We start from the raw sequence: 17,365 nt of genomic DNA on the forward strand, positions 1-17,365 counted from the left end.
GTCACACCCCCCTCTGTCCTGCCGGACATCTCCCCCCTTGCGGGGGAGATGTCCGGCAGGACAGAGGGGGGTGTGACGGAGCGCTGACGTGGGCCAAAAACTACTCAAACCTCTCCGGCAAATGATGCTCCTCGGCCAGGTCCGAGAACCGCGTGAACTCGCCATGGAAGGCGAGGCTGACGGTGCCGGTCGGTCCGTGACGCTGCTTGGCCACGATGCACTCGGCCTTGCCGCGCGCCTCGTTCATCTCGTTTTCCCACTTGATGTATTCGTCGGTGCCGAGCTTCGGCTCGCGGTTCTTGAGGTAGTATTCCTCGCGGTAGACGAACAGCACCACGTCGGCGTCCTGCTCGATCGAACCGGATTCACGCAGGTCCGAGAGCTGCGGGCGCTTGTCGTCGCGGCTTTCGACCTGACGCGACAGCTGCGACAGCGCGATGATCGGCACGCCGAGCTCCTTGGCTAAAGCTTTCAGGCCCGTGGTGATCTCGGTGATTTCCTGGACGCGGTTCTGCGAGGCGCGCGCGCTCGAGCCCTGCATCAGCTGGATATAGTCGATGACGATGAGGTCGAGGCCGCGCTGGCGCTTCAGCCGCCGCGCCCGCGCGGAGAGCTGCGCGATCGAGATGCCGCCGGTCTGGTCGATGAACAGCGGGATCTTCTGCATCGTCTGCGAACAGGCGACCAGCTTCTCGAAATCCATCTCGGTGATCTCGCCGCGGCGGATCTTCGATGACGAGATTTCGGTCTGCTCGGAGATGATGCGGGTGGCGAGCTGTTCCGACGACATTTCGAGCGAGAAGAAGCCGACCACGCCGCCATTGGCCGCCTTGAAGGTGCCGTCGGCCTGCTGCGCCGGTTGATAGGCCTCGGCGATATTGAAGGCGATGTTGGTGGCCAGAGAGGTCTTGCCCATGCCGGGGCGCCCGGCAAGCACGATCAGGTCGGAAGGCTGCAGGCCGCCCATGCGGCGGTCGAGGTCGCGCAGGCCCGTGGCGATGCCTGACAGATGGCCGTCGCGCATGTAGGCGGCGTTGGCCATGTCGACGGCGGTTTTGACCGCGTCGTTGAAGCTCTCGAAGCCGCCGTCGTAGCGGCCGGTCTCCGCGAGCTCGAACAGGCGCCGCTCGGCGTCCTCGATCTGCTCCGAAGGCGACATATCGACCGGCGCGTCATAGGCGATGTTGACCATGTCCTCGCCGACGGTGATCAGCGCCCGGCGCGTGGCGAGGTCGTAGATGGCTCGTCCGTAATCGGCGGCGTTGACGACTGTGACTGCCTCGACGGCGAGCCGCACGACATACTGCGCCACCGTCATGTCGCCGACCTTCTCTTCCGCCGGCAGGAAGGTCTTCAGCGTGATCGGCGTCGCGATCTTGCCCATGCGGATGAGCTCGGCCGCGACCTCGAAAATCTTGCGGTGCAACGGCTCGTAGAAATGTGCGGGCTTGAGGAAATCCGAGACGCGGTAGAAGGCGTCGTTGTTGACCAGAATTGCGCCAAGCAGCGCCTGCTCGGCCTCGATGTTGTTCGGTGCCTCGCGGTAGAGCGGTTGCTCCGCCACGCCGAGCTTGCGCGCTGCTTCAGCCATGATGTCCCCGATTTCGATCCCGCTTCCTCGATATCAGAACTGGAAAAATCGGTGCTGACTTATCTGCAACAGTAAGGTTCCAACCGGCTTCGATGCTCGCGATTCACAACCGAAATTTTTCCGTGGAAAGAATCGTCATTGACTCGAATCGAAGTGCGCAACCCTAGCGGGCCTCGAACGAGAACAAAACAGGAAAATGCGATGCCGGCTCTGTGTCAGTCGTGGCAAGCTCGTCTGCGCGGTGTCGCCTCGCCCCTGAATCACAAGCGGCTCAGCCAAGCGTGTCGCCCCAGTCCGCCCGCCTGGCCGCCTTGAAGACTTCGCCGTCGCGCTTGCTGGAGAGGCGCTCGCCGGCATGGCCGTCGGGCTGGCAGAGCTTGAGCACGACTTTGCCCGAACCGCCCTTTGGTGGCGCGATCACGCGTGACGCGCGCGCCGGCGCCGGCAGTCGCGAGGCGGCGAGGTAGATGAACTTCTCGTCCTCCCACGGCACGTCGGCGTCCTTGGCGAGCCGATGCAGCCGCGAACGCGCGACGCGGCGCGAGAAATGGCACCAGTCAGGCGGAGCGAGCGGGCAAGGCGCCTCGTGCGGGCAGGGCGCCGAGACATGCGCGCCGGCCTCGATGAGCTGCCGGCGCGCGGCAAGGATACGCTGCCAGCCGGCCGGCGTGCCGGGCTCGACGATCAGCAGCGTGTCGGCCGTCAATCGCCAGAGCCGGTCGACGAGTTTTGGCAGCGAGGCCGGCGCGATCTCGTCGAGCACATAGGCGACGCTGATCAAGTCCGCCGGGTCGAGACCGTCGAGATCGATGGTGGCGTCGCCGGCTACCCAGCTCGCGCGGGCAGCGATCGCGCCGGCGGCCAGCGACTGGCCGACCTTGCGCACCGCAGCGCTTGCCTCGACCAGAACCGCCCGTTCGAGCTCCGGCCAGGTATCGGCCGTGGCCCAAAGCATGGTGCCAGGACCGGCGCCGATATCGAGCAGGCTTTTCGGCTGGAAATCCGGACGGGCGTCCGCCAGCGCGTCCAGGCAAGCGCGAACGGCGGCATAGGTTGCGGGCAGCCTGGTCGCCAGGTAAGCCTTCACCGCCATGTCTTCGCCCATATGCAGGCGGCCGTCACGCAACTCGGCGCGATAGCGTTCCGAAAGCGTTCTCGCGGCCTGTTTCAGCGCCGGCAGCGGTACCTTTTCGAGCAGGCTGTCGACGCCTTGCCGGAGCGCGGTGGGCAGTTCCAATTCAGGCTCCTCTTGGCGCGAGCAGGATCACCGAGGCGCCGACGATCGAGAGCGCGGCGCCGGCGAGGTCGAAACGGTCGGGGCGCACGCCCTCGGCCAGCCAAAGCCAGCCGAGCGAAGCGGCAATGTAGATGCCGCCATAGGCGGCGTAAGCGCGACCGGCGGCGCTCGTGTCGACCAGCGCCAAAAGGAAGCCGAACAATGCCAGCGACGCCAGACCCGGCACCAGCCAGAGCGGCGACTTCCCCAGCCGCCACCAGGCCCAGAAGCAAAAGCAGCCGGCGATCTCGGCAAGTGCCGCCGCGATGTAGATCAGGTAGTTCATGAAAAAGGCCTCGCGAACGAGACCTTTTTCGTGGCGTCAGGCCGCAATGGCAAGCGGCAATCGCCGCCGTTCTATTCCACCTTCTTGCGGCGGGTCGGTTTGACGGCGGGCGTCGCCGGCTCCTGATGGCCGAGGTCGCGCAATTCCAGCGCCTTCTCGCATTTGGCCATATAGTCGCGCGTCATCGGCAGCGTGTCGTTCTTCTTGGCGATCTGGAACTGGAAGATCACCAGGTCCTGCCAGCGGAAGGCGGCTTCCGAGGCCGCGAGGTAGAACTCCCACATGCGGCAGAAGCGCTCGTCATAGATAGCCTTCGCTTTGTCGCGGTTGGCGGCAAAGCGCTGGCCCCAATGCTTCAGCGTGTCGGCGTAGTGAAGCCTGAGAATCTCGATGTCGGTGACGATAAGGCCCGATTTCTCAATCGCCGGCAGCACTTCCGACATCGACGGGACGTAGCCGCCCGGGAAGATGTATTTGCGGATGAAGGCGCTGGTCGCCCACGGCACGCCGGACCGGCCGATGGTGTGGAGCAGCATCACGCCGTCGGGCTTGAGCAATGTCGCCGCCTTGTCGAAGAAAGTCCGGTAGTGGTTGACGCCGACATGCTCGAACATGCCGACCGAGACGATGCGGTCGAAGCGTTCGTTGAGCGCGCGATAATCCTTGAGGTCGAAATGCGCGCGGTCCTGCAGGCCCAGCGCATGCGCGCGGTCGGTGGAGACGCCCTGCTGCTCGGTGGATAGCGTCACGCCCTGCACGTCGACGTCGAAGGCCTTGGCGAGATAAAGCCCGAGGCCGCCCCAGCCGGAGCCGATATCGAGCACCGTCTGGCCGGCTTTGAGTCTCAGCTTGGCGGCGATGTGGCGCTTCTTGGCGACCTGCGCTTCGTCCAGCGTCATGTCGGGCTGTTCGAAATAGGCGCAGGAATACTGCATGTCCTCGTCGAGGAAGAGCTTGTAGAGCTCGCCGGAGAGGTCGTAATGGCGCTGCACGTTGCGACGCGATCTCGACGCCGTGTTGATCTGCTGCAAGCGGCGGAAGGCATGGCGCAGACCTTCGATGGCCTTCGACCAGGTCACGTCGATGCCGCCGCTGCCCATGTTCTGGAAAGCGATCCGCATCACCCCGAGGACGCCGCCCTCGGGGATGTCCAGTTCGCCGTCCATATAGGCTTCGGGCACGGCCAGCATCGGATCGAAGGTGATCGCGCGCTCGGCATGCATGGTCTTGATGTGGATGTGTACCGGTTCGCCGCTGCCGTCGCCGAACTTATGCGTCGTGCCTTTCGGCCCGGTCACTTTGAGGTCGCCGGTCCGCACCAGCCGTTCGAGAACGTGTTTCAACAGGATGTTCATGACCAAATGTCCCCTCAGACGGACCATCCGGCAGTCGGACCGAATGCCAAATCGAAAGTGCCACAGCGCATCGCCCGCGTCCAATCGACGCGCCACGCCGTAATCTGCAACAAGATATAGGGATTAGAAAAGTTCCTATTGGCACAAAAAAGCCCGGGTCGAAGACCCGGGCGTTGGTCCAGTCGGCGCTGGACGCAGGAGGAGCCGGAGCGCGGCTCCCGCCTTGTCGATCAGGCGTTGTCCTCGCCGCCTTCTAATTCGGCGTTCGGATCGAAGAAGTTCTCCGGCCGGGCGTTGTCGTTGATGTCTTCGCCATAGATGGCTTCGGCCGTCGTCAGCGTCTCGCCCTTGGCCTGGCGCTCCGCCTCATCGGCCGAACGGGCGACGTTGAGCGTCACCGTGACCTCGACTTCAGGATGCAGCGCGATCGCCACGTTGGAGAGGCCGATGGTCTTGATCGGCTGGTTGAGCTCGATCTGGTTGCGGCTGACGGAGAAGCCCTCGGCGGTCAGCAGTTCGGCGATGTCGCGGGTCGACACCGAGCCGTAGAGCTGGCCGGTTTCGCCGGCCGAGCGCACGACGATGAAGCTCTTGCCGTCGAGCTTCTCGGCGATCTGCGAAGCCTCCGACTTGCGCTCGAGGTTGCGGGCTTCGAGCTGGGCGCGCTGGCCCTCGAACTTCTTCTTGTTGGCTTCGTTGGCGCGCAGCGCCTTGCCCTGCGGCAGCAGGAAGTTGCGGGCGAACCCATCCTTGACCTTGACGGTTTCGCCCATCTGGCCGAGGCGGGAAATGCGCTCGAGGAGAATGACTTCCATGGTTTCGTTCCTTTGGTTTGGCGCCATCGCGGATGACGGCGGATTCCTTTGGGAACAGGTCAGGAAGCAAATGGCGTCTTCGCCGGTGTCGCTGTCCTGCCTGTTTCGGCACTTAGAGGTTTATGGCCTCAACTCGGGATTTGAGCCTGCCCATCGCGGCGCCCGTCGCCGTGGGCCGAAGCGGGCGGCAAGCCGCCCGCATCAATAGCTTAGCGAACCACGTAGGGCAGCAGGCCGAGGAAGCGGGCGCGCTTGATCGCCTTGGCGAGCTCACGCTGCTTCTTCTGGCTGACGGCGGTGATGCGCGACGGCACGATCTTGCCGCGCTCCGAAATGTAGCGCTGCAGCAGACGCACGTCCTTGTAGTCGATCTTCGGAGCGTTGGCGCCGGAGAACGGGCAGGTCTTGCGGCGGCGATGGAACGGGCGCCGGGTCGGGATCTGGTTGATGTCGACCATTATTCTGCACCCCCTTCAACGTTTTCGCGCGGACGGCGCGGACCACGGTCGCCACCATCACGGTCGCCGAACGAACGCGGGCCACGGTCGCCGCGATCGCGATCGCCGAACGAACGCGGGCCACGGTCGCCACGGTCGCGGTCGCCGAAGCCGCCGCGCTCGGAGCGCTCTTCGCGCTTCTGCATCATCGCCGAGGGGCCTTCCTCATGCGCTTCGACCTTGATGGTGAGGAAGCGCAGCACGTCTTCCGACAGGCCCATCTGGCGCTCCATTTCGTTGAGCGCGGCCGGCGGGCAGTTGATGTCCATCAGCGTGTAGTAAGCCTTCCGGTTCTTCTTGACCCGGTAGGTGAGGGACTTCAGTCCCCAGTTCTCGATCCGGCCGACCGATCCGCCATTGGCGGCGATGACGCCCTTGTACTGTTCGACAAGCGCATCAACCTGCTGCTGCGACAGGTCCTGCCGGGCAAGAAACACATGTTCGTAAAGAGCCATTATGTTTTTCTGCCTTTCTTCGTTTCTCTCACCGGCCCTCGCGGCTAAGCCTCTGCAACTTGTCTGACCCGGTCGCAAAGGCGCGCGGGGAAGAAAGGAGCATCACGAGACGGTCGAGAGCGGAGACACGGGAGGCCCAAAGCGCTTCTGGCTTCATGACGCGGCCCTCTAAGGCCACGGCCCTCCGTTCAGCCCCCAGCAAGGACCGGCAGATTGCCGGCGTCTATACATCAATTCGTGAGGAAGGCAAGGGCGGGAGAGAGGGCCGGCGGCTCCGCAGTGTCGCAGGCCTGGCGGCGCTTGCGGGAATTGGCTGACCCCGCGGGCCGCAGGTCGGCCATTCGTCGGAAGGCGATCCACTCAGCTCATATGCGCGACGAGCGGGACTACCGTCTCGGGGAAGAAGTCGGGCGCGACCCGGCGCTTGCCGAACATCATATCGTACTGGATCAGCCGGAAGTCGTTGATCTTCGGATCGATCTTCTTCTGCCTAGCCCAGTCGGGCGTCGCCTCGCCGGAGGGCGACAGCAAAAGGTTGCGGTCAACCACCCGGTAGTGCTCGCGCAGCGCGCCGAGGAAGCCGGTGTAATAAGGGTGGGTGATCCCGGCCGTGGTAAGGATATGATAGGGCAGGAAGGCGGGGCTCACCGAGCCCAGATTCTCGACCGGACCGGAGCGGTTCGACCAGATGATCAGCGGCGTGTCGTGATGCTCGAGCGCTGCCTCGGGCGTCGGCTCCTTGCGCGGCGCGACATTGTCCTTGAGGAAGCCGGTCTCGACATAGACCGGGCCGAGCGGCGGCAGGTGGTCGCCGAAGAAGGCGATGATGGTCGGCCGCTCGCGCTTCTTCGCCCAGTCGATCAGGCGCTGCAGGCCGCGATCGGCGTCGGCCGAGCCTTCGGCATAGGAGAGCAGCGATTCCCGCGCCCAGGTGCTGATCGGCGCGTCGACGCTATGGGTCGGATTGTAATAGCGGTAGGGCTCGTAGGGCCCGTGGTTCTGCAGGCTGACCGCGAACAGGAATACCGGCTCTTCGCTGGCATCGGCCTCGCGCATGATCTCGTCGGTCATCGCCGCGTCGGAGGCCAGCGGCCCGCGCTTTTCCATCGGCGGCAGCGTCTCTTCCGAGCGGAAGTCGCTGAAGCCGAAATCGGCGTAGACGGCGCCCCGGTTCCAGAACCAGTTGGTGCCCGGGTGGATGGCGCGCGCCCTATAGCCTTCGCTCTTCAGGAAAGTCGCCAGCGACGGCGTCGGCGTGCGCACATATTGCTGATAGGGAATCGAGCCCGCCGGCAGGAAGGCGTTGGAGAAGCCGGTCAGCGCCTCGAACTCGATATTGGCGGTCATGCCGCCGAATTCCGGCGAGAACATCGAGCCCGAGCGCAGCGCGCGCACCGTCGGGATCGGATCGGGCTTGATGCTGACGCCGGGAAGCTCCGTCGGATCCCAGAAGGATTCGCTCATCACCACGATGATATCGGGCTTCTGGTCGGGCACCGAGGCGGCAACCCCGGGACGCGCGATCGCATCCATCGTCTTCTCGGAATAGCCGGGCGGGGCCGAGACATGCGCCATCGGCACGTTGAGCGCGAAGGCGAGCGCGAAGCCGTTGGAGGCATAGTTCTCCTTCTGGTCCCACATGATCGGGATGATCTGCAGCCTGTCGCGCGTCCACGAGAAGGTGGCGTAGTCCATGATCGAGACGAAGAAGGCGAGCAGCGGCACGGCAAGCGTCAAGCGCGCCAGCCGTCCCTTGCGGCTGAGGATCGGCACACGCCGGCGCCAGAGCCGCCAGCCATAGACGAGCAGCGCGAGGCTGGCGACGATCGCCGCCGCAAGCAGCACTGCCGTCCAGGGGCGCTCGCGCACCAGAAGCGGCATCAGCGCCATGATCTGGCGGGCATAGAGGAAATCGGTCGGGTAGAGCGGATCGCCAAGATAGTGCGATTTCTGGTGACCGACAAAGGCCAATGCCAATGTCACCGGCGCGACGATCATCAGGCTTTGATGGCTGCGGCCGAGTATGGCGTCGAGCCCGATCAGCACCAGCGAAAAAACGATGATGGTGGTCCAGCCGGGCTTGAAGGGCTGCAGGAAGAAGTCGACTGTGCCGAAGAAGTCGCCGCGCACAATCCATTCGATGGCGAACACCAGAAGGGCGGAGGCAAGCAGCGTCGCCAGGCCGTAGCGGACAATCGGCCATCTGCGCCCCGGCAGATAGCCGGTGGACGGATCGTCTTCCAAAAATTGCGGCGCGGGTTTGGCCGCGCCTTTCCTGATCCTAGCCACTTTGCTTCCCCGGCCCATGTCACGCGTCTTCCACTCGCGTCACGCCACTGTCATCGAAATGTCACACAAAGCTAGCGCCTGTGGCGGAAATAAGAAGAGCCAGCAAACGATTCGTGAGCGGTTTTCATCAGGTGTGATCGCCAAAAAGCCTTTCAGAACAGGGAACTCGGCCGTTGTCCCGGCTGGAACAGTCGCTGAACTGGCGCTTGCGGGCTTGACTTGGCCGTCCGCCTTGCGCCAGAGGCAGGGAAAAACCAGCTGCTGGAGACGCTAACATGGCCGTCGCATTCACCTTTCCGGGACAGGGCAGCCAGGCCGTCGGCATGGGCAAGGACCTCGCCGATGCCTTTCCCGAAGCGCGCCATGTCTTCGAGGAAGTCGATGAGGCGCTCGGCGAGAAACTGTCGAAGCTGATCTGGGAAGGGCCGGAAGAAACGCTGACGCTGACGGCCAATGCCCAGCCGGCGCTCATGGCGGTGTCGCTGGCGGCCGTAAGGGCGCTGGAATCGCGCGGTTTTTTGTTGAACGGCAAGGTGGCTTATGTCGCCGGCCATTCGCTCGGCGAATATTCGGCGCTTGCCGCAGCCGGCTTCGTATCCGTGGCCGATGCCGCGCGGCTGTTGCGCACCCGCGGCAACGCCATGCAGGCGGCGGTGCCGGCGGGCGAGGGCGCCATGGCCGCCATCATCGGGCTGGAGCAGGCCGATGTCGAAGCCGCCTGCGCCGAAGCGGCACAAGGCTCTGTCTGTCAGATCGCCAACGACAATGGCGGTGGCCAATTGGTGATTTCCGGCGCCAAGGCGGCCGTCGAACTGGCGGCGAAGCTCTGCACCGAAAAGGGTGCCAAGCGGGCGCTGATGCTGCAGGTCTCGGCACCTTTTCACTCGGCATTGATGACGCCGGCCGCCGATATCATGCGCGAGGCGCTGGGCGGGGTCGCGAAAAGCGCGCCGGTGGTTCCCATCGTCTCAAATGTTTCGGTCACGCCGACCAGCGACCCGGATGAGATTGCCCGCCGCTTGGTCGAGCAAGTCGTCGCCCGCGTGCGCTGGCGCGAGACGGTGGAATGGTTCGGCGCCAAAGGTGTCGCGACGCTTTACGAGGTTGGCGCCGGCAAGGTGCTGTCGGGCTTGGCGCGACGCGTCAACCGCGATATCGCGACCGGCGCCATCGGCACGGCGGCGGAAGTCGAGGCGGCGCTGGCTGCTTTAGGATAAACAGGGAACTCTTGCCGGCAGGTGCGGCATTCTTACTTCCATCCGTCTTTCTCCCGAATTCGAGCATCGCCTCGACGATCTCTTGGCGATGACTGGTCGAAGCAGAGCCGAATACCTGCGTCAATTCGTTGAGCGTGGACTCGAAGATCTCGAGGACTATTACCTGGCTGCGGAAGTGCTGGAGCGGATCAGGCCTGGTGAAGAATCGGTCGTGAGCGCCGAGAACTTCTGATATGGCCTGGACAACGTGACAAATGCGGAACGAGGGTCGCTCGCGGGGCGTCCGGAAGAATGAGGTTGAAGCAATGTTCGAACTGACCGGCCGTAAGGCGCTCGTCACCGGTGCATCGGGAGGCATCGGCGAGGCGATCGCCAGGGTGCTGCACAGCCAGGGCGCGATCGTCGGCCTGCACGGCACCCGCGTCGAGAAGCTGGAAACGCTGGCCGGCGAGCTCGGCAACCGCGTAAAGCTCTTCCCGGCGGATCTGACCAACCGCGACGCGGTCAAGGCGCTCGGCCAGAAGGCGGAGGCCGATCTCGAAGGCGTCGACATCCTGGTCAACAATGCCGGCATCACCAAGGACGGCCTGTTCGTGCGCATGTCGGACGCCGACTGGGATTCCGTGCTCGAGGTGAACCTGACCGCCGTGTTCCGTCTCACTCGTGAGCTCACCCATCCGATGATGCGCCGCCGCCATGGCCGCATCATCAACATCACCTCGGTGGTCGGCGTCACCGGCAATCCCGGCCAGACCAATTACTGCGCCTCCAAGGCCGGCATGATCGGCTTTTCCAAGTCGCTGGCGCAGGAGATCGCCACCCGCAACATCACCGTCAACTGCGTCGCCCCGGGTTTCATCGAATCGGCCATGACCGACAAGCTCAACGACAAGCAGAAAGAAACCATCATGGCGGCGATTCCCACCCGGCGCATGGGCACCAGCGCCGAGGTTGCCTCGGCCGTCGCCTATCTCGCGTCCAATGAGGCGGCTTATGTCACCGGCCAGACCATCCACGTGAATGGCGGCATGGCGATGATCTAGGGTATTTGAGATTCAGGTGATGCCGGCCTGCAAACGGCGGCTTCCTGCGCTTCCGCTCCGGCCCTCGCAAGCCGCCATTTTCGGCTCGGCTTGAGCTGAATCTCACAATCTGGGCGACCGAGCTCCGGGCGCCTGTGAAAACAGCCATTTCGGCTTGGACGCCCGCTGTTTTTCGTGTAATGCGGCCGGCAACCCGGCGGTTCGGGCAAAAACCGGTCCTGTGGCGTTGCGTTTCCCACAAGACCATCTTTCAGCTTGATTAGCGGCATTCCGCCCGCTAACGAAGACAACACAACGTAAGACGAGGCCCCAAATGAGTGACACCGCAGAGCGCGTCAAGAAGATCGTCATCGAGCATCTCGGCGTCGATGCCGACAAAGTGACGGAGCAGGCGAGCTTCATCGACGATCTGGGCGCGGACAGCCTCGATACGGTCGAACTCGTGATGGCGTTCGAAGAAGAGTTCGGCGTCGAGATTCCAGACGACGCCGCCGAGACCATCCTGACTGTCGGCGATGCCGTGAAGTATATCGATAAGGCCTCGGCCTGAGGCTTTCCGCGGGTATCGCCGGGGAGGACCTGCGATGAGGCGAGTCGTCGTCACGGGCCTTGGCCTGCTTTCGCCGTTCGGCATGGGTGTCGAGCACAGCTGGAAGGAACTGCTTTCCGGCCGCAGCGCCGCCTGCCGCATCACCGAATTCGAGGTGGACGACCTTGCCTGCAAGATCGCCCACGTCATTCCGCGCGGCGACGGCTCGAACGGCACCTTCAATCCCGAGGCCGTGCTCGAGCCGAAGGAACTGCGCAAGATCGGCGACTTCATCCTCTACGGCATCGCGGCGGCCGACGAGGCGCTGGCCGATTCCGGCTGGAAGCCCGAGACGCATGAGGACCAGTGCGCCACCGGCGTGCTGATCGGTTCGGGCATCGGCGGCATCGACGGCATCGCCGAGAACGCGATGATCCTGAAGGAGCGCGGCCCGCGCCGCATCAGCCCGTTCTTCATCCCCGGACAGATCATCAACCTGGTCTCCGGCCAGGTTTCCATCCGGCACGGGCTGAAAGGCCCGAACCATGCTGTCGTCACCGCCTGTTCGACGGGCGCGCACGCCATCGGCGATGCCGCGCGTCTGATCATCTGGGGCGATGCCGACGTCATGGTGGCCGGCGGCGCCGAAGCGCCGATCACCCGGCTTTCGATGGCAGGTTTCGCCGCGTGCCGCGCGCTCTCCACCGAGCGCAACGATGCGCCCGAGATCGCTTCGCGCCCATATGACCGCGACCGCGACGGGTTCGTCATGGGCGAGGGCGCCGGCGTCGTCGTCCTGGAAGAGCTCGAACACGCCAAGGCGCGCGGCGCAAAGATCTATGCCGAGGTCACCGGCTACGGCCTGACCGGCGATGCCTATCACATCACCGCCCCGGCCGAGGACGGCGACGGCGCCTTCCGCTGCATGACGGCGGCGCTGAATCGGGCGAAGCTCTCGCCCGCCGACATCGACTACATCAATGCGCACGGCACCTCGACCATGGCCGACACGATCGAGCTCGGTGCCGTGGAGCGGCTGGTCGGCAATGCCGCTTCCAAGATCTCGATGTCGTCCACCAAGTCGTCGATCGGTCATCTGCTGGGCGCTGCGGGCGCCGCGGAAGCGATCTTCTCGATCCTCGCCATCCGCGACAACATTGCCCCCGCCACCATCAACCTCGACAATCCGGAACGCGAGACGGCGATCGATCTCGTGCCGAACAAGCCGCGCCAGCGCCAGATCGATGTGGCGCTGTCGAACTCCTTCGGCTTCGGCGGCACCAACGCCTCGCTCGTCTTCCAACGTTACGATGGCTGAACATTCAGCATACCGGCAGGTCCGCCGCCTGCCGTCATTTTTGCCAAATTTGCCCCTACACTTCGGCTAGGGGATTCGTTGCAAGATCAGACGGTAGGGCGCCATGAATACAAATCCGGGCGGCGGTGGAGAATTCGGACAGCGTCAGGCGCAAGGACCGATCGTGCCCAAGACAGCCGCCGAGGCGCTGCGCCCCGAGGCTGGCACGCCGCCGCCGTCGAAACGCTCGCGCGCGTCGCGCAGCCAGGTCGTCGTATTTCTGAATTTCTTCCTTTCGTTGGTCATCCTGGTCGTGCTTGCCTCGGGTGCCGCACTCTATTTCGGCATGCAGGCCTTCATTGAGCCGGGCCCGTCCGCCAATGGCGACACCTTCATGGTCAAGCCGAACGCCGGCGTTCAGGAGATCGCCGACCAGCTGGAGCGGCGCGGCCTGGTCAGCGATGCGCGCATCTTCAGGCTGGGGGTGCGTGCCACCGGCAACGATTCCGCGCTGAAGGCCGGCGAATACGCCATCAAGCCGCGTGCCTCGATGCGCGACATCATGGAGCTGTTCAAGAGCGGCAAGTCGGTGATGTATTCGCTGACCATCCCAGAGGGGCTCACGGTTGAGCAGGCGCTGCAGCGCGTGGCCGAGCAGGAGGCGCTGACCGGCGACATGCCGGCGGCCATGCCGCCCGAGGGCAGCATCGCGACCGACACGCTGCGCTTCACGCGGGGCGCCACCCGGCAGCAGATGGTCGAAAAGCTGGTCGCCGACCAAAAGAAGCTGGTCGAGGACGTCTGGGCGCATCGCGCGCCCGACCTGCCGATCGCCAATATGGAGGACTTCGTCATCCTGGCCTCGATCGTCGAGAAGGAGACGGGCAGGGGCGACGAGCGCTCGCGCGTGGCCGCGGTCTTCCTCAACCGGCTCGCCAAGGGCATGCGGCTGCAGTCGGATCCGACCATCATCTACGGCCTGTTCGGCGGCAAGGGCAAACCGGCCGACAGGCCGATCTATCAGTCCGACATCGAGAAGCAGACGCCGTATAACACCTATCTGATCAAGGGCCTGCCGCCGACGCCGATCGCCAATCCGGGCCGCGCCGCACTCGAGGCGGTGGCCAATCCGTCGAAGACCGACGACTTTTATTTCGTCGCCGATGGCAATGGCGGCCATGTCTTTGCCGCGACGCTGGAAGAGCACAACCAGAACGTCGCCCGCTATCGGGCGGTGCAGAAGAAGCAGGCCGATGCGGCGGCCAAGGCCTCCGGCCAGACGACGGCGCCGGCCGCTCCCGACGACGGTGCAAGTGCAGGCGCCAGCGGCGAGAATGGCGACGCGGCCCAGTAGGCCGCGGTGATTGCCGGATCTGGCCCGCCTCCTTTGACGCCGGGCCGTATTCATGTTTTGAGGGGACATCCGACGCTGGCCAGAGGTCCGGCGTCTTGCTAGGGGCGCATGCTCGGGCCATCGCGCCGGGCCTGCGTCAAGGGGTGACACGCATCATGAACGTGCAGAGCATGACCGGTTTCGCGCGAGCCGTCGCTGAGCTCGACGGCACGTCGATCGCCTGGGAAGTCAAATCGGTCAACGGCAAGAGCGTCGAGGTCAGGCTGAGGCTGCCGCAGGGTTTCGACCGGCTGGAGCCCGCTGTAAGGCAGACCGTGCAGAAGCGCTTCGCGCGCGGCAATTTCCAGGCAACGCTGACTGTCGCGCGCGCCGCCGCCCAGCAGGCGCAGCCGGTGGTCAACGAGGCGTTCCTGAAGGACCTGGCGGGACTGGCCAAGCGCCTCCAGGAGCAGTTCGGCACCGCGCCGGCGACGGCTGACGGTCTGCTGGCGCTGCGCGGCGTGCTCGACATCCTGGAGACGGTCGAGACCGAGGAGGAGCGCGCCGCCCTCGACGCGACGATCCTGTCGGCGCTGGACATGGCGCTGGCCGGATTGGAGCAGGCAAGGCAGAGCGAAGGTGCCGCGCTGCGCAAGTTGTTGTCCGGCCATATCGACGCCATCGAGGCGCTGACGCTGAAGGCCGAGGCCGACCCGTCGCGCGAGCCGGCGGCGATCCGCGAGCGCATCACCGAACAGGTCCGGCTGCTGATGGATGCGTCGGCCAATCTCGACGCGGTCCGTCTGCATCAGGAAGCGGCCTTCCTCGCCACCAAGGCCGATATCCGCGAGGAGATCGACCGGCTGAAGACGCATGTCGCATCAGGCCGCACGCTGCTTTCCAGCGGCGGCGCCGTCGGCCGCAAGCTCGATTTTCTGGCGCAGGAATTCAATCGCGAATCGAATACCTTGTGTTCCAAGTCGAATGCCGCCGCGGTCACCGCGATCGGGCTGGAGCTCAAGGCGGTGGTCGACCAGTTTCGCGAGCAGGTTCAGAATCTGGAGTGACGGGGATGGTTGCCAAGGAGCCTACGGCCGCCAGGGATCTGGGGTCCCGCATCCGCCGCCGCGGGCTGATGCTGGTGCTGTCGTCGCCGTCGGGCGCCGGCAAGTCGACGATCGCGCGCAATCTTCTGGAAAGCGATTCGAGCCTGGAGCTGTCGGTCTCCGTCACCACCAGGCCGCGCCGCGGCTCGGAGATCGAAGGCGTCCACTATCTTTTCCGCACCATGCGCGAGTTCGAACGGTTGCGCGATTCCGACGCGCTGCTCGAATGGGCCGAGGTGCACGGCAATTTCTATGCGACGCCGCGCGAGCCGGCCGAGGCAGCGCTTGCCGAAGGCCGCGACATGCTGTTCGACATCGACTGGCAGGGCGCCCAGCAGCTCAAGGAGAAGATGCGCGCCGACATTGTCTCGATCTTCATCCTGCCGCCTTCGATGAAGGAGTTGAAGGCGCGCCTGAAGCGCCGCGCCGAGGACCAGGAGCAGGTCATCGAGACCAGGCTGAAGAATGCCCGCGTCGAGATCGAGCACTGGAAGGAATATGACTTCGTCATCGTCAACGACGATCTCGACCGCGCCTTTGCCGAGGTGCGTGCAATCGTTACAGCCGAGCGCCTGCGCCGCGACCGTCGGCCGGGCCTGTTCGATTTCATCTCGGGCTTGCTGGACGAGACGACGGAGTGAGAGGCAGTGCCTCCCCTTCTCCCACAAGGGGAGAAGCAGGCCGGCAGGCTACACCGCGTTCGTCAACCTTACGAACTCTTCCACACTCAGCGTCTCGGCCCGGCGCGTCGGGTCGATGCCGGCGCGGGTGAGCAGGGCTTCTCCGCCCAAGCTCTTCACGCTTTGCCGCAGCATCTTGCGGCGCTGGCCGAAGGCGGCTTCGGTGATGCGCCCCAGCCTCTTGCCGTCGGTGGGCAGGGGAGATGCACGCGGCACCAGATGCACCACCGAGGACGTGACCTTCGGCGGCGGAGTGAAAGCCTGCGGCGGCACGTCGAAGACGATCTTTGCCTCGGTACGCCAGCCGGCAAGCACGCCAAGCCGGCCATAGGCGTCGCTGCCCGGGCTTGCTGTGATGCGCTCGGCCACCTCGCGCTGGAACATCAGCGTCATCGATTGATAGAAGGGCGGCCAGTCGGCCGTCGTCAGCCAGCGGATCAGAAGCTCCGTGCCGATGTTGTAGGGCAGGTTGGCGGCGATCTTCACCGGGCTGCCGCCCGTCGTGCCGGCAAGCGCGGCAAAATCCGTCTTCAGCGCATCGCCGGGAATGACCTCGAGCCGGCCGGGATAATGGCCGGACACCTGCGCCAACGCTTCCAGACAGCGCTCGTCGCGCTCGATGGCGATCACGCGTTTGGCGCCGTTGAAGAGCAGCGCCCGGGTCAGCCCGCCGGGGCCGGGCCCGACCTCGATCACGGTCGTCTCGCTGAGGTCGCCGGCCGCGCGCGCGATCTTGCTGGTCAGATTGAGGTCGAGCAGGAAATTCTGGCCGAGCGCCTTCTTCGCCTGCAAACCGTGGCGCTCGATCACCTCGCGCAGCGGCGGCAATCCGTCGATGGTCGTGCGCCCCCCGCTCAAATCGAGCCTCATGTCGCCGCAGTCCGGCGGCCGCTGTCGGCGAGGCGGCGCGCCAGCCTGAGCGCCGCGATCAGGCTGTCGGCGCGTGCAATGCCCTTGCCGGCGATGTCGAACGCCGTGCCGTGGTCCGGCGAGGTGCGGATGAAGGGCAGGCCGAGCGTCACATTGACGGCCTCGTCGAAGGCCAGCGTCTTGGCCGGGATCAGCGCCTGGTCGTGATACATGCAAAGGGCTGCGTCATAGCCGGCGCGTGCCTGCGGATGGAACATCGTGTCGGCCGGCAGCGGCCCGACGGCGTCGATGCCCTCGGCCTGAAGCGCCTCGACGGCAGGCAGCACGATCGACAGATCCTCCGCGCCCATCGCGCCGCCTTCGCCGGCATGCGGATTGAGCCCGGCGATGGCGAGCCTGGGCCGCGCGATGCCGAAGCGGCTCTCGAGGTCGGCCGCGGTGATGCGTCCTGTGGCCACGATCAGCTCGCTCGTCAGAACCTTCGGCACCTCGGCAAGCGCGATGTGGATGGTGACCGGAACCGTGCGCAATTCGGGCCCGGCAAGCAGCATCACCGGCGTCACCTCGGCGCCGGTGTGGCGCGAGGCCAGATGCGCCAGGTACTCGGTGTGGCCGGGAAAGCGAAAGCCGGCGTCGTAGAGCGGCTTCTTGGCGATGGGGCAGGTGACCACCGCAGCGGCGCGGCCGGCGAGGCAGTCGGCGACGGCGCGGTCGATCGCTTCGATG

18 protein-coding genes are annotated in these 17,365 nt (G+C 65.1%); 8 read left to right on the forward strand and 10 right to left on the reverse strand.

Going from position 1 to position 17,365, the window contains the following annotated elements; genetic code table 11:
- Positions 1-100: 100 nt before the first annotated feature.
- The 8 genes from EOA32_RS17985 to EOA32_RS18020 form a co-directional block, all read right to left on the reverse strand.
- Positions 101-1,591 (reverse strand): replicative DNA helicase, encoded by a 1,491-nt coding sequence (locus EOA32_RS17985; RefSeq protein WP_066995631.1) that lies wholly within the window; start codon positions 1,589-1,591, stop codon positions 101-103.
- 271 nt (positions 1,592-1,862) lie between these two features.
- On the reverse strand, positions 1,863-2,828 hold the full coding sequence (locus tag EOA32_RS17990) for a small ribosomal subunit Rsm22 family protein (RefSeq protein ID WP_128372455.1): 966 nt from the start codon (positions 2,826-2,828) through the stop codon (positions 1,863-1,865).
- Between the two features lies 1 nt (position 2,829).
- Complete coding sequence (locus tag EOA32_RS17995) at positions 2,830-3,153, reverse strand: YnfA family protein (protein ID WP_067330256.1); 324 nt, start codon at positions 3,151-3,153, stop codon at positions 2,830-2,832.
- A 71-nt stretch (positions 3,154-3,224) separates the two neighbouring features.
- Complete coding sequence (locus EOA32_RS18000) at positions 3,225-4,508, reverse strand: cyclopropane-fatty-acyl-phospholipid synthase family protein (protein WP_066995637.1); 1,284 nt, start codon at positions 4,506-4,508, stop codon at positions 3,225-3,227.
- A 230-nt stretch (positions 4,509-4,738) separates the two neighbouring features.
- Positions 4,739-5,323: a 50S ribosomal protein L9 gene (rplI, locus tag EOA32_RS18005; RefSeq protein ID WP_128372456.1), complete on the reverse strand. Its 585-nt coding sequence runs from the start codon at positions 5,321-5,323 to the stop codon at positions 4,739-4,741.
- Between the two features lie 209 nt (positions 5,324-5,532).
- Positions 5,533-5,781 (reverse strand): 30S ribosomal protein S18, encoded by a 249-nt coding sequence (rpsR, locus tag EOA32_RS18010; RefSeq protein WP_006203718.1) that lies wholly within the window; start codon positions 5,779-5,781, stop codon positions 5,533-5,535.
- The gene (rpsF, locus tag EOA32_RS18015; protein ID WP_066995640.1) at positions 5,781-6,275 is read right to left on the reverse strand and encodes a 30S ribosomal protein S6; all 495 of its coding nucleotides are present in this window, start codon (positions 6,273-6,275) and stop codon (positions 5,781-5,783) included. Before rpsF ends, rpsR begins: the two co-directional genes overlap by 1 nt.
- Before the next feature lie 360 nt (positions 6,276-6,635).
- On the reverse strand, positions 6,636-8,582 hold the full coding sequence (locus EOA32_RS18020) for an LTA synthase family protein (RefSeq protein WP_082980493.1): 1,947 nt from the start codon (positions 8,580-8,582) through the stop codon (positions 6,636-6,638).
- Between the two features lie 257 nt (positions 8,583-8,839).
- On the opposite strand from EOA32_RS18020, the gene fabD reads away from it, so the two are divergent.
- The 8 genes from fabD (at position 8,840) to gmk (ending at position 15,730) form a co-directional block, all read left to right on the forward strand.
- Positions 8,840-9,781 (forward strand): ACP S-malonyltransferase, encoded by a 942-nt coding sequence (gene fabD, locus EOA32_RS18025; RefSeq protein ID WP_128372457.1) that lies wholly within the window; start codon positions 8,840-8,842, stop codon positions 9,779-9,781.
- Between the two features lie 28 nt (positions 9,782-9,809).
- Positions 9,810-10,013, forward strand: coding sequence for a ribbon-helix-helix protein, CopG family (locus EOA32_RS18030; protein WP_128372461.1), 204 nt, complete (start codon positions 9,810-9,812; stop codon positions 10,011-10,013).
- A 73-nt stretch (positions 10,014-10,086) separates the two neighbouring features.
- The gene (fabG, locus tag EOA32_RS18035; RefSeq protein WP_066995690.1) at positions 10,087-10,824 is read left to right on the forward strand and encodes a 3-oxoacyl-[acyl-carrier-protein] reductase; all 738 of its coding nucleotides are present in this window, start codon (positions 10,087-10,089) and stop codon (positions 10,822-10,824) included.
- A gap of 313 nt (positions 10,825-11,137) precedes the next feature.
- The gene (locus tag EOA32_RS18040) at positions 11,138-11,374 is read left to right on the forward strand and encodes an acyl carrier protein (protein ID WP_006203723.1); all 237 of its coding nucleotides are present in this window, start codon (positions 11,138-11,140) and stop codon (positions 11,372-11,374) included.
- A 34-nt stretch (positions 11,375-11,408) separates the two neighbouring features.
- Positions 11,409-12,671: a beta-ketoacyl-ACP synthase II gene (gene fabF / locus EOA32_RS18045; RefSeq protein ID WP_095779177.1), complete on the forward strand. Its 1,263-nt coding sequence runs from the start codon at positions 11,409-11,411 to the stop codon at positions 12,669-12,671.
- A 103-nt stretch (positions 12,672-12,774) separates the two neighbouring features.
- Positions 12,775-14,004: an endolytic transglycosylase MltG gene (gene mltG, locus EOA32_RS18050; RefSeq protein ID WP_128372458.1), complete on the forward strand. Its 1,230-nt coding sequence runs from the start codon at positions 12,775-12,777 to the stop codon at positions 14,002-14,004.
- Positions 14,005-14,159: 155 nt separating this feature from the next.
- On the forward strand, positions 14,160-15,050 hold the full coding sequence (locus tag EOA32_RS18055) for a YicC/YloC family endoribonuclease (RefSeq protein ID WP_066995699.1): 891 nt from the start codon (positions 14,160-14,162) through the stop codon (positions 15,048-15,050).
- Between the two features lie 5 nt (positions 15,051-15,055).
- A complete protein-coding gene (gene gmk / locus EOA32_RS18060) occupies positions 15,056-15,730 on the forward strand; it encodes a guanylate kinase (RefSeq protein ID WP_067330287.1) in 675 nt (224 codons plus the stop codon).
- 48 nt (positions 15,731-15,778) lie between these two features.
- Here gmk and rsmA read toward each other — a convergent pair whose 3' ends face one another.
- Positions 15,779-16,639 carry a 16S rRNA (adenine(1518)-N(6)/adenine(1519)-N(6))-dimethyltransferase RsmA gene (gene rsmA / locus EOA32_RS18065; protein WP_128372459.1) on the reverse strand — a complete coding sequence of 287 codons (861 nt, stop codon included), beginning with the start codon at positions 16,637-16,639 and terminating at the stop codon, positions 15,779-15,781.
- A partial coding sequence (pdxA, locus tag EOA32_RS18070) for a 4-hydroxythreonine-4-phosphate dehydrogenase PdxA (protein ID WP_128372460.1) occupies positions 16,636-17,365 on the reverse strand: 730 nt, incomplete at its 5' end. The genes rsmA and pdxA, both read right to left, overlap by 4 nt.

Origin of the sequence: Mesorhizobium sp. M1A.F.Ca.ET.072.01.1.1 (assembly GCF_004023325.1) — a bacterium.
GTDB lineage: Bacteria > Pseudomonadota > Alphaproteobacteria > Rhizobiales > Rhizobiaceae > Mesorhizobium.